The 17,197-nt window shown below is 59.4% G+C and carries 18 protein-coding genes and 1 other RNA gene; 13 read left to right on the top strand and 6 right to left on the bottom strand.

The window, feature by feature from the left end:
- Positions 1-62: 62 nt before the first annotated feature.
- The 4 genes from HDF12_RS20685 to pheS all read left to right on the top strand — a co-directional run bounded on the left by HDF12_RS20685 (position 63) and on the right by pheS (position 4,330).
- A complete protein-coding gene (locus HDF12_RS20685) occupies positions 63-1,553 on the top strand; it encodes a UbiA family prenyltransferase (RefSeq protein ID WP_179586536.1) in 1,491 nt (496 codons plus the stop codon).
- Positions 1,554-1,657: 104 nt separating this feature from the next.
- Positions 1,658-2,071, top strand: a complete 414-nt coding sequence (locus HDF12_RS20680; RefSeq protein WP_257025752.1) for a CRISPR-associated protein Cas5 — start codon at positions 1,658-1,660, stop codon at positions 2,069-2,071.
- Between the two features lie 157 nt (positions 2,072-2,228).
- Complete coding sequence (locus HDF12_RS20675) at positions 2,229-2,825, top strand: redoxin domain-containing protein (RefSeq protein WP_179586534.1); 597 nt, start codon at positions 2,229-2,231, stop codon at positions 2,823-2,825.
- A 335-nt stretch (positions 2,826-3,160) separates the two neighbouring features.
- On the top strand, positions 3,161-4,330 hold the full coding sequence (pheS, locus tag HDF12_RS20670; protein WP_179586532.1) for a phenylalanine--tRNA ligase subunit alpha: 1,170 nt from the start codon (positions 3,161-3,163) through the stop codon (positions 4,328-4,330).
- A gap of 62 nt (positions 4,331-4,392) precedes the next feature.
- Here the strand turns inward: pheS and HDF12_RS20665 are convergent, their stop codons facing one another.
- Positions 4,393-5,253: a helix-turn-helix domain-containing protein gene (locus HDF12_RS20665; RefSeq protein WP_218892516.1), complete on the bottom strand. Its 861-nt coding sequence runs from the start codon at positions 5,251-5,253 to the stop codon at positions 4,393-4,395.
- A gap of 277 nt (positions 5,254-5,530) precedes the next feature.
- Here HDF12_RS20665 and HDF12_RS20660 point away from each other — a divergent pair, with 277 nt between their 5' ends.
- Positions 5,531-6,496, top strand: coding sequence for a phytanoyl-CoA dioxygenase family protein (locus tag HDF12_RS20660; protein WP_179586530.1), 966 nt, complete (start codon positions 5,531-5,533; stop codon positions 6,494-6,496).
- 348 nt (positions 6,497-6,844) lie between these two features.
- Positions 6,845-7,201, top strand: a complete 357-nt coding sequence (locus HDF12_RS20655) for a hypothetical protein (RefSeq protein ID WP_179586528.1) — start codon at positions 6,845-6,847, stop codon at positions 7,199-7,201.
- A 105-nt stretch (positions 7,202-7,306) separates the two neighbouring features.
- On the opposite strand, the gene HDF12_RS20650 is transcribed toward HDF12_RS20655, so the two are convergent.
- Positions 7,307-8,068: a bestrophin-like domain gene (locus HDF12_RS20650; protein ID WP_179586526.1), complete on the bottom strand. Its 762-nt coding sequence runs from the start codon at positions 8,066-8,068 to the stop codon at positions 7,307-7,309.
- 60 nt (positions 8,069-8,128) lie between these two features.
- Positions 8,129-8,485, bottom strand: coding sequence for a phage holin family protein (locus tag HDF12_RS20645; protein WP_179586524.1), 357 nt, complete (start codon positions 8,483-8,485; stop codon positions 8,129-8,131).
- Between the two features lie 324 nt (positions 8,486-8,809).
- Between HDF12_RS20645 and HDF12_RS20640 the strand changes: the two genes are divergently transcribed.
- A complete protein-coding gene (locus tag HDF12_RS20640; protein WP_179586522.1) occupies positions 8,810-10,042 on the top strand; it encodes an acyltransferase family protein in 1,233 nt (410 codons plus the stop codon).
- 88 nt (positions 10,043-10,130) lie between these two features.
- Here HDF12_RS20640 and HDF12_RS20635 read toward each other — a convergent pair whose 3' ends face one another.
- The 3 genes from HDF12_RS20635 to HDF12_RS20625 all read right to left on the bottom strand — a co-directional run bounded on the left by HDF12_RS20635 (position 10,131) and on the right by HDF12_RS20625 (position 11,891).
- Positions 10,131-11,054, bottom strand: coding sequence for an alpha/beta hydrolase (locus HDF12_RS20635; protein ID WP_179586520.1), 924 nt, complete (start codon positions 11,052-11,054; stop codon positions 10,131-10,133).
- A gap of 143 nt (positions 11,055-11,197) precedes the next feature.
- On the bottom strand, positions 11,198-11,461 hold the full coding sequence (locus HDF12_RS20630; protein WP_179586518.1) for a hypothetical protein: 264 nt from the start codon (positions 11,459-11,461) through the stop codon (positions 11,198-11,200).
- Between the two features lies 1 nt (position 11,462).
- Positions 11,463-11,891: a hypothetical protein gene (locus HDF12_RS20625; RefSeq protein WP_179586516.1), complete on the bottom strand. Its 429-nt coding sequence runs from the start codon at positions 11,889-11,891 to the stop codon at positions 11,463-11,465.
- A gap of 257 nt (positions 11,892-12,148) precedes the next feature.
- Between HDF12_RS20625 and HDF12_RS20620 the strand changes: the two genes are divergently transcribed.
- The 6 genes from HDF12_RS20620 (at position 12,149) to ssrS (ending at position 17,181) form a co-directional block, all read left to right on the top strand.
- On the top strand, positions 12,149-12,532 hold the full coding sequence (locus HDF12_RS20620; protein ID WP_179586514.1) for a four helix bundle protein: 384 nt from the start codon (positions 12,149-12,151) through the stop codon (positions 12,530-12,532).
- Positions 12,533-12,574: 42 nt separating this feature from the next.
- Entirely contained in the window at positions 12,575-14,956 is a 2,382-nt protein-coding gene (locus HDF12_RS20615; RefSeq protein ID WP_179586511.1) for a phenylalanine--tRNA ligase subunit beta, read from the top strand.
- Between the two features lie 409 nt (positions 14,957-15,365).
- On the top strand, positions 15,366-15,635 hold the full coding sequence (locus tag HDF12_RS20610; RefSeq protein WP_179586509.1) for a hypothetical protein: 270 nt from the start codon (positions 15,366-15,368) through the stop codon (positions 15,633-15,635).
- Between the two features lie 21 nt (positions 15,636-15,656).
- The gene (locus HDF12_RS20605) at positions 15,657-16,043 is read left to right on the top strand and encodes a cell division protein ZapA (protein ID WP_179586507.1); all 387 of its coding nucleotides are present in this window, start codon (positions 15,657-15,659) and stop codon (positions 16,041-16,043) included.
- A gap of 250 nt (positions 16,044-16,293) precedes the next feature.
- Complete coding sequence (locus HDF12_RS20600) at positions 16,294-16,788, top strand: class I SAM-dependent methyltransferase (RefSeq protein WP_179586506.1); 495 nt, start codon at positions 16,294-16,296, stop codon at positions 16,786-16,788.
- A gap of 207 nt (positions 16,789-16,995) precedes the next feature.
- Positions 16,996-17,181, top strand: a non-coding RNA gene (gene ssrS / locus HDF12_RS23030) — 6S RNA.
- The last annotated feature ends 16 nt before the right edge of the window (positions 17,182-17,197 follow it).

Here is a 17,197-nt window from a genome sequence, read left to right as displayed (position 1 = left end):
ACCACTGTGCAACGTGATGCGCTAATTCCAAATATTTTGGTTAGACGTACGAAAGGACGCTTTTGCCTCTCCCGGCCACTGAAATTGACACTGCCGCGCTCCCGGTCCTCTGTGTCGACCTCGACGGCACCCTCGTCAAATCCGACACTCTGCACGACTCCGCGCTCGCCGTCGCCCGCCACCACCCCCTGGCCCTCCTCAAAATCCCCTCCTGGCTCCTCCAGGGCAAAGCCGCCCTCAAACGCCACCTCGCCGCCACCGTCCAGCTCGACGTCGCCCACCTCCCCTACAACCGCGAACTCCTTCAGTATCTGCAACAACAACACGCCACTGGCCGCCCCATCTACCTCGCGACCGCCGCAGACGCCGACACCGCCCACCGCGTCGCCGCCCACCTCGGCCTCTTCACCGGCGTCCTGGCCTCCGACGGCCAGCTCAACCTCGCCGGCAAAAACAAGCTCGCCGCCTTCCGCTCCCGCTTCGGGGACAACTTCACCTACATCGGCAACGCCATGCCCGACCTCACCCTCCTCGAAAGCTGCAAGGAGCCCATGGTCGCGAATCCCACCCCTTCCCTCCGCGCAGCCCTCCGCAAAGCCCGCGTCACCCCCGCCCGCACCTTCGACGAGACCGTCTCCCCCCTCAAAGCCTGGCCCAAAGCCATCCGCCTCCACCAGTGGGCCAAAAACGTCCTCATCTTCCTCCCCCTCCTCCTCGCTCACAACTGGACCCCCGGCATTCTCGCCGGAGCCACCGTCGCATTCCTCAGCTTCGGCCTCTGCGCCTCCGCCACCTACATCGTCAACGACCTCCTCGACCTCGAAGCCGACCGCCAGCACCCGCGCAAACGCCGCCGCCCCTTCGCCTCCGGAGATCTCTCCGCCCTCTCCGGAATCGCCGTCATCGTCCTCTTCCTCACAACCTCCCTCGCCCTGGCCATAATCGTCCCGCTTGTCATCTCAGCCATCTCCCCCGACGCCAGCCTGGTTCGGCCTCACCACTTTCTGCTCTGGCTGGGCATCTATCTGGTCACCACCCTCGCCTACTCGCTGCGTCTCAAACGATCCGTCCTGGTCGACGTCATCGTCCTCTCCGGCCTCTACACCATCCGCATCATCGCCGGCTCAGCCGCCACGGGAATCCCCGTCTCCACCTGGCTCGCCGGCTTCAGCATCTTCTTCTTCCTCTCCCTCGCCTTCGTCAAACGCTTCGCCGAGCTCGAAAATCTCAGCGAGCGCGGCGGCTCCACCGTAGGCGGCCGCGGCTATCACGTCTCCGACATCGAACAGCTCCGAAGCTTCGGCACCGCAAGCGGTTACGCCTCGGTCGTCGTCCTCACCCTCTACATCTCAAACCTCGACGCGGCCCAGCTCTATCACCACACCAACCGCCTCTGGCTCCTCGTCCCCGTCCTTCTCCTCTGGATCAGCCGTCTCTGGTTCATCGCCTCCCGCGGCCAACTCGACGAAGACCCCGTCGTCTACGCCATCACCGACCGCCGCAGCCTCTTCATGGGCCTCCTCGTAGTTCTGGTCGTCCTCTCCGCCCTCTGACCCCATCACACCCGCCTTCCCGAACGCCCTCAAGTTGCCATTTACGAACTACTTATGCGCGACTCAATAGCATGGGCATAGAAGTCAGAAGGGAGGCATGCAAAATGCCCAACGTGCATGGTATCGAGTTCAATTCAAATCAGTCGGAGCTGGTCAAGGACCTGGTTCGTGAACTCGTCAAAGATGGAAGCTGTGCCGTATACGCGCTCAGCAACATGAAGCCCAACGGCGAACTCAGGATGGCAACCACACCGCCTACTCCAAATTCAAGACAAGTCGGCGGAGTCTTCCTCAGAATTCGTCCCGGGATTAACGAGGCAACCATCGTTCGTCCGATGAACGCCAAGGCAGGCGATCCGCTCACCAAGTTGGCCAAGCTAACCCAGGCCGAGACGCTTGAGATGATTCGTATCTGGCGAAAAGAGACCAAATGCGGTCCCACCCTGATAAAGTCAGCGCCAGCCAGCAAACTCGCAAACCCCGCCAGCTCCGGCCGATCTAACCAGGCAGGCGTCTAGTGGAAACACCCAAACGGCCCTGATCGCACAAAGTCCATACTCAGCGTTCAGGGCTGTTCATACTCCCGCTGAAACACTTCCTGCACCCCTCGCTTCGTCAAACAACTCTCCCACTCCACTGACACCGAAGTGCATCATTAACACAGGAGAGTCCAGCATGCGCCCAGACATCGTCCCCGGAGCCATCTTCCCCGACTACGAACTAAGCGACCACACCGCCACCCGGCGCAAGCTCTCCGAACTGCAGGGACCGGACCCCATGGTCCTCGTCCTCGGCCGCGGAGGATTCTGCCCCAAAGATCGCCGCCAGGCAGAACTCCTCGTCCAGCTCCATCGCGAGATGGAAGTTGGCTACAGCCGTCTCGTCACCATCAGCACCGACAATATTGTCGAAACCAAGGAATATCGGTTAGGAGTCGGTGCTCACTGGACCTTCCTCTCCGACGCCGGACGCCGCATCCAGAAAGACCTCGACATCGCCGAATACACCGACACCACCCACAATCCCATGATTCCCCATACCATCGTCCTTGAACCCGGTCTCGTCGTCTTCAAGGTCTACAACGGCTACTGGTTCTGGGGCCGTCCTACTCTTGAAGAACTGCGCCAGGACCTCCGCGAGATCACCAAAAAATGCCGCCCCGACTGGGACATCACCGACGCCGAACACAGAGCGGCCTGGCAGCGCGGCGAAAAGGACCGCTTCTACCCCTACGGAAAAACCTACGCAACCGTTTTCGGCGAGCATGACTAATAAACGGAACAGAATGAGCGAACTTCGGGGATCATGGTAACGACACTATTGGCTAACCCACCCCCAAAAGAATCGTCATCTCGACCGGAGGCGGCGCTTTTGCCGCCGCAGTGGAGAGACCCCGCATTTTGCCGTTGTCGTTGCTGTTGCTTGTCCTTTGGTTGTCATCCCGCAGGGATATGCTTCTGTCTTTGCGGCGCCAACAGGTACGCGAGGGTTCGCAAGCGAGGCTCTCCCAGCCAACAACTAGAAGGACCGTCAGCCCCGCGCGGTATCGCGTCCTCGACGCCCTGAAGTCCCCTAGACACCCATGTAATTTATCCTGAACACAACCCATGAACGAAGCCATCCCTCAACTCCACACCTTCGACGAACCCTCCCTCGACGCCGCCTTCGCCACCCTCGCCGAAGAAGTCCGCACCGCCGACACAAATGACGTCGAAGCCTTCCGCCTCCACTGGCTAGGCCGCAAGCAGGGCCGCCTCAAGCTCATCAGCGAAGCCTGGTTAAAATCCGCACCCCCCGAAGCCAAAAAAGCCCTCGGCATCCGCTTCAATGAGCTGAAGGCCCTCGTGGAATATCAACTCTCGCCGGAGAGGCTCGTAAAAGTACCTGTCTCAGAATCGGGGCTTATCGCTGAATATGCGACCCAAGGAACGATCTCTGCCAACCTTCATAAGAAGCAGCATCCTTACCCTCTGGACATCACCCTCCCCGGCTCCCTCCGCACCCCTGGCATCCCCCACCCCCTCCTCAAGACCATGCACGAGATCGTCTCCGTCTTCCATCATCTCGGCTATAGCACCAACCTCGGCCCCCAGGTCGAGTCCGATTTCTACAACTTCGAAGCCCTCAACTTCCCCGAAAACCACCCAGCCCGCGACACCCAGGACACCTTAGTCATAGCGAACCAGCACGGGCGCCCCAGCCGCGACCGGCTCCTCATGCGCACCCACACCAGCCCGGTCCAGATCCGCACCATGATCGCGCAAGCCCCGCCCATCCGCATCGTCATCCCCGGCAAGGTCCACCGCAATGACGCCGCCGACGCCACCCACTCCCCCATCTTCCATCAGATCGAAGGCCTCTGCGTCGACACCAATATAACGTTCTCGGATCTAAAGGGAACGTTAGACCACGCCATGAAGGCCCTCTTCGGCAGCGACGTCAAAACCCGCTTCTTCCCCTCCTTCTTCCCCTTCACCGAACCCAGCGCCGACGTCCAGATCTCCTGCATCTTCTGCGGAGGCAAGGGCTGCCGCAAGTGCAAACACTCAGGCTGGATCGAGCTTCTAGGCTGCGGCATGGTCGACCCCGCCGTCTTCGCCGCCGTCACTGCCGAGCGCCGCAAACTAAACCCCGCAGACGACGCCTACGACCCCGAGAAGATCACCGGCTTCGCCTTCGGCATGGGCGTCGAGCGCATCGCCATGATGCTCCACGGCGTCTCCGACATAGGCCACTTCTACTCCGGCGACATGCGCTTCCTGGAGCAATTCGCCTAACTCCAATCCCGAGCAACGCGAGTGCCGCAAAAAGCCCGCATCACCCAGACAAGGTATAAAAGTCACGAAGTGACCGCCCGCCGAAACTCCCTCGGCGTCTGCCCCTTCAACCCTCTGAACTGCCGATTAAAGTTAGCCAGATTCCCATACCCCACCTCATCCGCAATCACCGCAATCGGCTTCTCGCTATTCAGCAGCAGCGCACAAGCATGGCCCACCCGCAGATGCGCCACATACATCCCCATCGTCATCCGCGTCTGCCGCTTGAACAGCCGATGCAGCGAGCTCCGACTCAGCGCTCCAACCTTCACCAGCTTCTCCACCACCATCTCATCGCGATAGTGCCCATGCAGATGCGAGATCACCTTCCCAATCCGCTCCTCGGTCGCCTCCGCGAAACTCTCACTCTGATTCGCCTCTGAAGCCAGCGGCTCACTCCCAGCATCTTCCGCCAGCAGCAGCAAAACATTCAGCAACCCAGTCAGCCTCGGCCCCGCCCCCTGCCCAACCATCGCGCAGATAATCTCCCGCGCCTTCTCCCTCACCGGTTCAGAAAACGTCAGCGCCCGCGAAGACCGCTCCAGCAGCCGCCGAATCGGCCTCAACTCCACATGCGGATCGATCATCCCTTTCACAAACGCATCGCTGAACCAAAGCACCAGCGCCTGATGCTCCCTCTCCTTACACACATCCTCACTCGAGCACCACGTATGCGGAATCTTCGGTCCAATCAGCACCAGGTCCCCAACGTCATACCGCGAGATGTTGTCCCCAATGAACCTCTGCCCGCGACTATTCAACGTCAACGTCAGCTCATACTCGCTGTTGTAGTGCCACTCAAACGGAATCGCAGGCAGCCGCCGGTCAAACAACACCCACGAAGAATCCTTCGACGTCTTAATGTGCTCCAGAAACGGCTTCATTCCGCCCCTTAAAGTCTCTCTCGAAATTCGTCATCTCGACCGAAGCCATGCGGTCTTATCGCATGGCGCAGCGGAGAGACCCCCGCATTTGCTTTTCTTTCCAGCAGCAAGAATCAGTACATCCACACACAAGCTCTCAAAGTCGACGCAATTATAGCCATCCCACGCAGCCACGTGAGATTCCAGTACCAGTAATTGGCACCCAAGGCCAACAACTCCCCCTCGCACCGCTCTAAAGTTCTCTCGTACGTAACCAGCGCAAAGGACCGGAACCAAAATGAGAACTCAAACCGCAGTGCTCGAACACAACGTCGTCGGCAAGCCCGGCGAAAACAGCCTCAACATCGAAGTCGCCCGCCAGCCCCTCCGCGAGATCAAGAAAAAACTCCCCCTCCGCGTCCTCTCGCAAGCCGACTTCGACCACTGGCAAACCTACGGCTACGTCGTCGTCTGCCAAGCCGTCCCCTCCGCCAACGTCGAGCGCACCCGCAACTTCCTCTGGGAGTTTCAGGAGATGAACCCCAACGACGTCTCCACCTGGAACGCCGCCCAACTCCGCAACCACGCCATGAAGGAGCTCAACAACAGCGGCATGGTCGAGGTCTACAACCACCAGACCCTCTGGGACAACCGTCAGGAGCCCCGCGTCTACGACGCCTTCGTGGACATCTGGGACGACGAGCGCCTCTGGGTCACCATCGACCGCGCCAACCTCAACACCCCCAACCGCAGCGGCCGCGCCTTCGCCGGCTTCATCCACAACGACGTCGACACCACCCTCGACCCACTCCCTGTCAACGTCCAGGGCGTCCTCTCCCTCGTCGACACCGACGCCTCCACCGGCGGCTTCCAGTGCGTCCCCGAGATCTTCCGCAACTTCGAAGCCTGGAAGAAGACCCAACCCGCCGATCGCGACGGCTTCAAACCCGACATCACCGGCTACGAACTAAAACCCGTCCTCATGAAAGCTGGCGACCTCCTCATCTTCAACAGCCTTCTAACCCACGGCATCCGCCCCAACACCTCCGAAGACAAAGCCCGCGTAGCGCAATACATCTCCATGACACCCGCCGACGGAGGCAACGAAGAGATCCGCCAGCGTCGCATCGACTCTTGGCGCGAACGCCGCGCCCCCGAAGGCTTCGCCTTCCCCGGCGACCCCCGCGAGTGGGAGCGCACCAAATACAAAACCGCCGAACTAACCCCACTCGGCCGCAAACTCCTAGGCCTCGACCCCTGGTAACAGACCTCATTCTCCTCAGCAGCCTTTATTTTTCTTCCAAAACAACGTCATCTCGACCGAAGCGACGGACAGTCTCACCGTCCGTCGCGCAGTGGAGAGACCACCGTGTTTGTCGTTGCTCTTGTCGTTGCTTGTGCCTTTGCTGTCGTTCCGCAGAAAAGCGGAGGATCTGCCGTTGCTTGTTACTTTGTTGTCATTCCGCAGCGAAGCGGAGCAATCTGCTGTTGTATTTTGCATTTAAATTTTGGCCGTCATTCCGACCGGAGCGCAGCGTAGTGGAGGAACCCGCTGTTTCACCACCACTTCACCAACATCCCGTAACAATCAGACGCAGCGATAAAATCGTTCATGCCGTCCGCCCCAGACACCATAGACCAAATCTTCGCCGTCGCCCCCGCCATCCGTTACGTAGCTCTCTACCGTCAAGGCCACCTGACCTCCCGCCAACGTTCCGCAATCTCCGGCGCCTCTGCCTCAGAGTCCGACCGCTACGAAGAGCTGTTCGTAAATCCAACTCTTCTCACCCTCGCTAGGCAGCGCGGCAACCTCGACTGCGGCGGCGCAAAGTTTGTCCTCGTCGGCTACGGAAACTTCTACCAGCTAGTCCTCGACCTGCCTGACGGTCACGCATCCATCTGCTTCGAACTCTCCTCAAATCCCTTGAACTACGCCGACGCGATCCGCACGATCTGCAACAAGACGTAACTCTCAACGCAACTGGTCCTCCGCTAAAGCGCGTCTATCGAGTCCACATCCTCCACCTCACCGAAAAGCTCATCGTCAAAAAGAATCACCCATCCGTGTCGCAACTCACTCCGCCCCCAACCCAGCCCGCAAACTAACCAGATTCTGTGGCCGCACCTTGATCACTCCACCCCGCGGACTATCGATATCCGCGATCAGGAAAAACGAGATCGCCACCACCAGCGGAAGCACCATAAACAGCCTCCATTCCATCCCCCGCGCCCCATACCCCACCAGGGCATTGCTGAAGGTGGCGATGGCAAACATCAGACCCCATGCTGCAACAGGAATCCTGTTCCACCACGCCGCCTGCGTATACCCCTGCGAGTTCAGCACGTCATTCATTCCGCCGACTGCCAGCGCAATCACCGGCGAAGGCTGCGCCACCGCTGGCTTCGATGCTGCCGCCCAAAGCTCTCCCTGCACCCGGGCCGTATCCAAATTAATCTGCTGCAACACCTGGGGGCTCCGCGTCCGGTAAAACCCAATCCGCAGATCGGTGTACTGCGTCAACAGCGCCCGCAGCCGCGCTCCATCCGCCGCCGGAAGCAGATCCGCCCTTACATACTCTGTTCCAATCGCATTCGCCTCTGCCTCTTCATACGTTTTGCGCAGATCGTACCGTCCCGTCGCCATCGAAAAGCTGAACCCAATAATCAACCCCAGCAACGTCAGGGTCGCAGCTTGTACAACGCCGAAATCTGTCCGAATCTCCTCCGTCAAATCCGATCGCCGACGGCTCAGTCGCCTTCCCACCCAAGCCGCAAACCACATCAGAAAAAACGCAATCACAGCTACCAGCAATGGATAGTCCAAAGGGTTCCTCACTCGCGTGTCTCCGAAATCTCCAATAACGCTATCTCTCGCAGACTACAACTCTAAGCCCGCTTAAGACCTCCGCTTCGTCGCCGACCCAAAGAACCCAAACAGCAGATGCAGCACCGCGAGCGCCAGCGCACCAAGAAACGCCGCCTTGAACGTCGTCACCGCAAACCCCGGCACAAACTTACTCGAGAACCAGAGAATCACCGCATTCACAACAAGAAAAAATATCCCAAACGTAAGAATGCTCAACGGTAGCGTAATGATCTTCAAAAACAACCCGATCGTCGCGTTGAACAGCCCAATCACCACGACGGCAATCAGCGCAGACACGAAGTTACTCACGTCAAAGCCCTGAACAAAGTGCGCCACCACCAGCAAAGCCACAGCATTCAGAATCCAGTGCAGAAGCAAGCGAAGCATCGTCTATCCTCGTTTAGAAAAATGTTCAACGTTTAGAAAAATGTTCAGCGAAATTTGATATACGGAGTGCGACCAGCATATCCGACGCCACCAACCTCCGCCACAACTTCCGCCCGAGCATCGCCTCAAACACTAATCACTTCACCTCGCCCCATTGCCATGATTCTTGCCTCCCCGGCGCATAGATAACAGGTGTTCTGCGCAAATTTTTGCCGTCCGCCGTATGGTATTCTCCCCTCGTTCCCTCGATTCCAGGCCCCCGCAGTTGTAATTTCGTCACCGTCTCTGTGCCGATCTCTCTTCGCGCACCGCGAGGAAATCTCCGTGGCCATCGCTTCATCAACCGGCCAGCCATCAACGCCCACAGCGCCTGCTGGCGCCGACCCGCAACCTCGGCTGCGTGAGCTCGACTCGCTCCGCGGTTTGGCCTCCCTCGCCGTCGTTCTTCATCACTTTGTTCTCATGTGGCCCGCCTGGCCCTGGCCCACGCACGGACCCCTCTGGCACCGCCTTCATCTCACGCTGCTCTTCTATCCCCTTTACGCAGGACACGAAGCCGTCATGCTCTTCTTCGTCCTCAGCGGCCTGGTCCTTTCCTTCCCCTACCTTCTGGGCCGAGGCCAGCCCTATCCCATCTTCCTCGCTCGCCGCATCCTGCGCATCTACGGACCCTACCTCGCCGCCCTGATTCTCTCCATCGCCGGCGCCGCCATCTGGCACGGCAACCACGCCCGCGGCGCCTGGGCCGCACCCTTCTGGTCCGAGCCAGTCCGTTGGACCCTCGTCCTCCAGCACATCGCCTTCCTCGGCATCTACAACTGGCAGCAGTTCAACTTCGTCATCTGGTCCCTCATCATCGAGATGCGAATCTCCATCATCTTCCCCCTCCTCGCCTACTTCATCCTTCGCCTGCGAACCCGCATCGCTCTCCTGCTCGCCCTCGCTCTATCGCTCACCACGTTCCTCGTAGTCTTGTTCCATCCCGATGCCGATCAAACCACCGGCCTCTTGAGAACCGTTCACTACACCGCCTTCTTCATCTTCGGAATACTCCTCGCCCGGCACCTCAAGACAATCTCTGCCCGCTTCCGCTCTCTGCCCGTAACCATTCGCTTCGGCATCGCCGCCCTCTCCTTCGCCCTCTACAACTTCAGCGTCCCCTTCCTGTGGAACTTCCGCCGCCCCTGGACCATGACGGCAACCGAATGGCTCGTAGCCGCAGGAGCGATCGGATTCATCGTCGTGGGCCTCAACGCCCCGCCAGTCCAGCGCTTCCTTCTCTCGTCCATCCCGCGCTTCCTCGGCAGAGTCTCCTACAGCCTCTATCTCATCCACGTCCCCGTACTGCTCGCCCTCACCTTCTCCCTGCGCAACACCCTCTCCCCCTGGGTGCAGTTTCCCCTCTACCTCGCCGCCACCCTCCTCCTCGCGTGGCTCTTCTGCCTCTGCGTGGAAGAGCCCTTCATCCGCCAGGGCCAGCGCCTCGGCAAGAAGAAACCCGCAACCCTCCATGAGCCTTCCCTCAACCACCAGCCCCGCGTCGCTCTGCACAGTTGACCGCCCCGCCTCTCCATCACAACTTTTGTGCGTTTCAACAAGACTCTCGCCGCGATCACTCAGGCGCGAGTGTCTTCAGGCAGCTTTCTCACTGCGCTCCCGGCGTCACTCCAATCGTCTTCATCCACTCCTCTACCAGATCAGGCCACCCCGTCACCGGAAGCTTGGTTCGCCGCAGCCCATACCCATGCCCACCCTCGGCATACACATGCAGCTCCGCCGGAACACCCGCGCCCTTCAACGCCAGAAAGTAGTCCACCGCATTCTCCACATGCACCGTATCATCCTCTGCCTGCACCAGAAACGTGGGCGGCGTATCTCTGGTCACCGGAATATCCGCACTGAACTTCATCCCATTCTCCGCATCCGCCATCTCCCCCGGATACACCACCACCGCAAAGTCCGGCCTGCAACTCAACTCGTCCGCCGAATCCACCTTCGCGTAGAGCCTCGTCTCATAGTGGGTACTCACTGCCGCCGCCAGATGCCCGCCAGCAGAAAACCCCAGCACACCAATCTTCTTTGGATCAACCTTCCACTCCCCAGCCCGAGCCCGCACCATCCCCACCGCTCTCTGTGCATCCTCAAGCGCCGCAGCCGACTTCGGATAAGGCCCCGTCCCCGGCACCCGATACTTCAGCAGAAAGCACGCAACCCCTCGCGAGTTCAGCCACTCGCAAACCTCGGTCCCCTCCAGATCCATCGCCAGAATGCTGTACCCACCTCCCGGAAACACCACGACCCCAGCACCATTGCCCACCTTCGGCTCATACACCGTCAGCGTAGGCACCGACACATTCCCCAACCGCACCACCGGCCTTCCCGCAATCTTCTCGCTCGCCGCCGTCGAAGTGTCCGCCTCCGGCCCCGTCGCAGTAGCAGCCGCACCCGGAACCCCCTTCGGCCAAAGCTTCACCACCGCATGCTCCGCCCCCGCAGGCCAACTCGAAGACTGCCCCCAAGCCACAGCACATCCAGCAACCATCAAAAAACCCGCCACCACTCGCCGCATCACAAATCTCCCAGGTCACCCAGCAATCATCACCGGATACCTCGCGTCGGGCAAGCCACCCCAGAAGCGAATCATCAGATCGCGCGAGTAAAAGGGATCTCTTTCAACGAGACGAATCTCGTCAATCAAGCTACCAGTCAGGCTTACTTGGGATTCCGTGTCTGTGATACGTCAAGGAGCTTTGAGGGCTCAACATCCTGCCCTGTCTTCATGTCAGCAGCTGTAGGAACCCATACCGCCTGAGGTTTGTCAGAGTCACGAGGCGTCTCAGGCTTCGGCCGCTCTCGCGGATTCTCTGGATCCTCAGGCTTCTCCTTCCGCTTTCTCATTCGCGAATCAAGGCTTCCCGCCAGCACAACCAGCGACCCCACCAGCGCGAACCCCGACTTGAAATCGATCCACGCCATCTCAGTCCGCCGTCCTTATCGCGGCCGCGCTCCCAAGAATCAATACCCCAATCCCGTAGTACCAGCTGTGCATCTGAACCCGGCCGTCGGGAATCATCGCCCTCGTCGTCTCGCTATGGAGCATCGTGCTGATCACCCCAAACTCGAACGAAACCATGACGGTGTACGCGATCACAAAACCAACCGACAATACGTCCCAGATCGTCTTCTTGCGGATCATCACGAATCGTCCCAGACTATCTCCAACCAGTGCCACACAGATCAGGTAAACATCTCCTCGTTCGATCGCTTCTTTAAACCCGGAGGCCGTTTTGTTTAGGTCATCCCCCGTCAGTGCAAAGGCGAGCGGAATCATCGCAAACGCAAAACCAAAGATCCCCCACACCAGCAGTCCCTTCCACGGCAGCGTGCTCAGCGTGAGTGTCCTCATGCCCGTCATTGTGCTCCGAATTGTCGCAAAAAGAATAAGTTTTTTTTGAGTCCACTCCATCCAGAACAATCTCAGTCTGCACAGGTTCGCGCCTTACTTACCTTGCCGAAACCACCCCCTACATCCGCAACATTTAGACTAAAACCGTCCAACATGAAACTCCCGAATCTCGAATATGTGCGGCACGGCCCGCGGTTACAACGTAGACGCGCTTCCTCCTATCAGGAGATGTCTTTCCAGTCCGCAAGAGGCAAGCGATGAGAACTAGGCATTTCCGAGAGCTTCTCGTATGGCAGAAGGCAATGTTTTTGACGAAACAGGTCTACTGCCAAACAGCAACTCTGCCAAAGAGCGAAATCATCGGCCTGCAAAGCCAGATGAGGCGCGCTGCCGTCTCGATTCCCAGTAACATTGCAGAAGGACATGGCAGGCTCAGCGACCATCTACTCCGAGTTTTTCTCGCGCAGGCGCGGGGCTCGCTCTACGAACTTGAAACGCAGATTCAGCTTTGCCACGATCTGGATCTCATTCCGCCAGACGCGGTAAAAGATCTCTTCGAACTTTGCAACGAAGTAGCCAGAATGATCAACGGCCTACTCAAAACCCTAAAGCCCAAGGAAACCAAACAGTCCGCCGGCTAGGTGACTCGCCGCTAACTAGCTGACTTGCTGACTCGCTAACTTATGAACATCATCACGCCATGGCTCCGCACCTACGTCCCCAACATCCCGGTCGATGATCACCAACTCGCCGAAGACCTAACCCTCCGCGGCATCGCCGTAGAAGGCATCCATTCCCTCGGCAGCCCTACCGATGGAAAAGCCAACGGCCACCTCTTCGAGATGGACATCACCACCAACCGCGTCGACGCCATGAACCACTACGGCATAGCCCGCGAAGCCGCCACCATCTACAACCTGCCTCTGGCTCCCCTCAACACAAAGCTCCCCATCGGCACCCTGGTCGACGAGCCCTTCTCCATCCGCATCGCCCCCGAAGCCAAAGGCCTCTGCGGTCGCTTCACCGCGCAGGTCATTCGCAACGTCACCATCGCCCCCAGCTCAGCCCACGTCGCCGACTACTTCACCCTCCTCAACCAGAAACAGATCTCAAACGCCGTCGACGCCTCCAACTTCGTCCTCCTCGGCATGGGCCATCCCACCCACGCCTTCGACCTCGACAAGATCGAAGGCGGCATCGTTGTCCGCCTCGCCCACAAGGGAGAAAAACTAAAACTCCTCGACGGCACCGACCGCACCCTCGAAGCCGACGACCTCGTCATCGCTGATCACAAAAAAGCCCTCTCGCTCGCCGGAGTCATGGGCGGCTGGGACTCCATGATCACCCCCGAGACTAAAAACATCCTCGTCGAAGCCGCCTGGTTCGACCCCGCCACCGTCCGCCGCAGCTCCCGCCGCCACGGCCTCCACACCGACGCCTCCCACCGCTTCGAGCGCGGCGCAGACTTCAACGCAGCCCCCATCGCCAACGCCCTCGTCACCCAGCTCATCCTCCAGAGTGGAGGCGCCCAGAGCGGTGGCCCCGAAGCCCAGGGAAACGGAAAGCTAGAGGGCGAACTCATCGACCTCATCGACCCCGACGTAGCCGCCCGCACCGCCAACCGTCCCCCCATCGAGCTCTCCGTCCAACAAGTCCAACGCCACCTCGGCACCACGATCGACCCCCAGGGCATCACCTCCGAGATCGTCGCCCAGTACCTCACCTCCCTCGGCTGCGAGCTCCTCCTGCAAGGACTAGACCTCTACTCCACCAAACTTCCCAGCTGGCGTCTCGACCTCGAGCGCGAGATAGACCTCATCGAAGAAGTAGCCCGCGTCTACGGCTACAACCGCTTCGCCAACACCCTCCCCGCCCCCGCGGTAGTCATGACGGAACCAACGCAGGCCAAAGAAGCCGCCGTCCGCACCCGCCTCCTCGCCCTCGGCTTCAGCGAATCCATCTCCAGCACCTTCGCCTCGCAGCACGACTCCGACCTCTTCTACCCCACAAAGAATTTGAATCCGCTCAAAAGTCCGGGTGCCCCACATCTCGACTCTGAGATGTGGGCATCGTCCGAAGGACGACCGCTCTCCTCCACTCCCCGCGCAACCGTCCCCCTGGAGAACCCACTCTCCGAAGAGGCCTCTCTCTTGCGCCCCTCCCTCATCCCCGGCATGGTCACCATGCTCGCCCACAACCTCAACCGCGACGTCCGCGAGGTCCGCCTCTTCGAGCAGGGCCAGGTCTTCACCGGCACCATCCCCGCCGACGGCAACTACATCTCCGAAGTCCACGAGTCCCCGCAACTCTCCCTCGGTCTCACGACCAATTCAGCCCGATACTCCAACCTCTACTCCGCCGAGGACGCTCCCTTCTTCGAGCTCAAAGGCGCCATCGAGTCCCTCCTCTCTCTCTTCGACCTGAGCGCAGCAAAGGACACCTTACCCCCACACGTTCCAGCGTCAGAGAGAGAATCGTCATCTCGACCGGAGGCGGCGCTTTTGCCGCCGGAGCGGAGAGACCCCCGCATTTCGTCGATGCAGCCGCTTAGCTTCTCGGCGGCCGCCCCCGCCTGGCTCCAGCCCGGCCGCAGCGCCACAGCGCTCGTAAACAACCACCCCATCGCCCACTTCGGAGAACTGGTTCACACGCAAAAAGAAACCCGCAAGCTACGCCAGCCCCTCTACCTCGCGCAGCTCGACCTCACCGCCCTCTACGAGCTCCCCCTAAAAAAAGTCACCGCCCACGACATCTCCCGCTACCAGGCCGTCGAGCGCGACTTCTCCTTCGTCTTTCCAGACGCCACTCAATGGCAAGCCGTCTCCTCTGCAATCCACGCTCTCGCCATCCCCGAACTCCAAAGCCTAAAGCCCATCGAAGTCTTTCGCGACGCGAAGAGATACCCGGGCGTTTACTCGCTCCTCCTCCGCACCGTCTTCCAGTCCAACGACCGCACTCTCCGCGAAGACGAGCTCACCGACTGGTGGACCCGCATCATCGCCGCCCTCACCGCCCTCGGCGGCACCATCCGCGACGGCGCAGAGAGCCCCGCCAAAACAAGCTGATCGATTCACCCACTGTTCTGCCGGACGAGATCATCTTTCTTCCGACCAACGGGAGGACCCATGCGGCTGCTCTCACCCAGACCGGTATACCCGCCACGAAGTGGCCGCGCTCCGCGCAGGAGGCCCGTCCGGCAGGACAGTCTCTCCCAAAAAAATAAATCTCAAAAGCCTGTCACATTTTTCATCACTCAAAAACACGCGGCGAAACCCCACAATCTCACCAGCAAACCACCACACTCACACCACAACTTCACCACACCAAAACCACCCAAAAGCGCAAAACCCCCCGGGAAAAACAGCCACTCCACCTCAATCACAAATTAATCCGCAAAAAACACGCACCCAAATAGATTCCACCCCGTTTTCCCCAGCAAAATTCCACCCCTCCGCCGTCTATACTGAAAAGAATATGAGCACCTCCACCATTAGCTCCAACATCAGCATCGATGAATTCCAGGCCCTCGAACAAAAAGTCCTCCGCGCCGTCGAAGTCGTCAAACGCGAACGCGAAGCCCGCGCCGCCGCCGAAGCCGAAGTCGCCACCCTCCGCGCTCAGCTAGCCGAGCAGCAAAGCCTCTCCACCATGGTCGAATCCGAGCTCACCACACTCACCAAAGAGCGTGAAGCCGTCCGCCAGCGCGTCGAAAAGATGCTCCAGCAGATGGACGAACTCCTCTAAACCTCACCGCAAGGAGACCCGATGAACCAGACTCTAGAAGCGCAGGCTCGCGAAGCCCCCCAGGCCACTCAACAGCCCGCCGCCGAGCCCACGCAGAGCCAGTCCATCGCCGTCGAAATCTACGATCAGATCTACCATCTCCGCGGCACCGACCCCGCTTACATCGAGCGACTCGCCGCCGTCGTCGACGCCAAGATGCGCGCCGTAGCCTCCCACGGCAATACCGTCGACTCGCTCCGCGTAGCCGTCCTCGCCGCCCTCAACATCGCCGACGAGCTCTGCTGCGCCCGCGACCGCAGCGACAACCTCGCCGGCAGCCTGCAGAACTCCCAGCAGTCCCTTCGCTCCCGCGCCGGCGACCTGTCCCACCTCCTCGACGAACTCCTCGAAGACCGCAAAGTCGGCTGATCGTACCGCGGGTACTCGAGTTCCCTATAAAGCTGGATAGAGCAGGTGATAACCTTAAGGGACCCTTGGAGGCTTTCTGTTAAATTGGGCTGCACGTTATTTCCCTATCCTTCGCACCATCAAGAAACATGGTCTTCTTGAAAGTGGAACGCTGCTGGAAATCGGATCCGGGCCATTTGGTATTGGAACGTTTCGTAAAGTCCCGTTTACCGGGTGTGACCTCGCTTTCGCAGATAAAGAACAGTGGCCAATGACTCAGCTGGCAGCATCAGCTGCTGAATTACCTCTCGGTGATAGATCCTTTGATATTGTGCTCGCCTCGGATGTTTTGGAGCACATACCTCCGCCTGTCCGAATGAAGGTGATCAGCGAAGCACTCCGGGTGGCCGACAAACTCGTGATCTTTGGATTCCCTTGCGGAAAAGAGGCCCACGACTCCGACAGAGCCCTGCGCCAGGAGTACCTGGACAACAATCTCAAAGTTCCGGAGTGGCTCGAGGAGCATATGGAAGCCGATTTCCCCGAACCAAGCCTGTTCGGCAATCTGCACGGATGGAAGGTTGAACAATTCAGCAATGAGAGCCTTGGCTTTCACAAATGGATGATGAAGCGAGAGATGAACCGGCTATTTGTTCGTGTCACAGGGCGAATTTCTAGGTCTTTACCCGGCCTTACTGAAAAATTACTCAGGAATAGGGACGGAAATCCCTCATACCGGCAAATTTTTGTGCTGACCAGGATTTAGCGCATCCCTGAGTCACGCGAAGACATTGACAAACGCAACCCTGGGATCCCGAACCGACCAATCGAATCCATTAGGACAAGTTGACCCCCGCTGATAGCGGGCTTGGCCATCCTCATGATAAATTCCACGCCCTCGTCGAGATGCACCGCTCCCGGCGTGGCCGACTTGCCATTCTCCGGCCCTACCGTTAGCATCCAAGTTAAGAACTCCGGCCTGCAAAGCAGGTACGCGAACAACGCTGGTTGAACCAACATTCATTGAACAGGGGCCTGGCTCGTAGACATGGTTCGGTGTGCAGTCCTCCAGTCAGGAACGCCTAAAGAGCCACGGCAAGGTCCCGCCGTCTTAGGACGGGTTCACCAGCGCTTCGACGTACGGCCCAGTGGGTCGGTCTTCTTTTCTTCAGATC

Origin of the sequence: Tunturiibacter gelidiferens, assembly GCF_013410115.1 — a bacterium.
In the GTDB taxonomy this organism is placed as follows: Bacteria; Acidobacteriota; Terriglobia; order Terriglobales; family Acidobacteriaceae; genus Edaphobacter; species Edaphobacter gelidiferens.
This window is presented reverse-complemented; position numbering and strand designations above follow the sequence as displayed.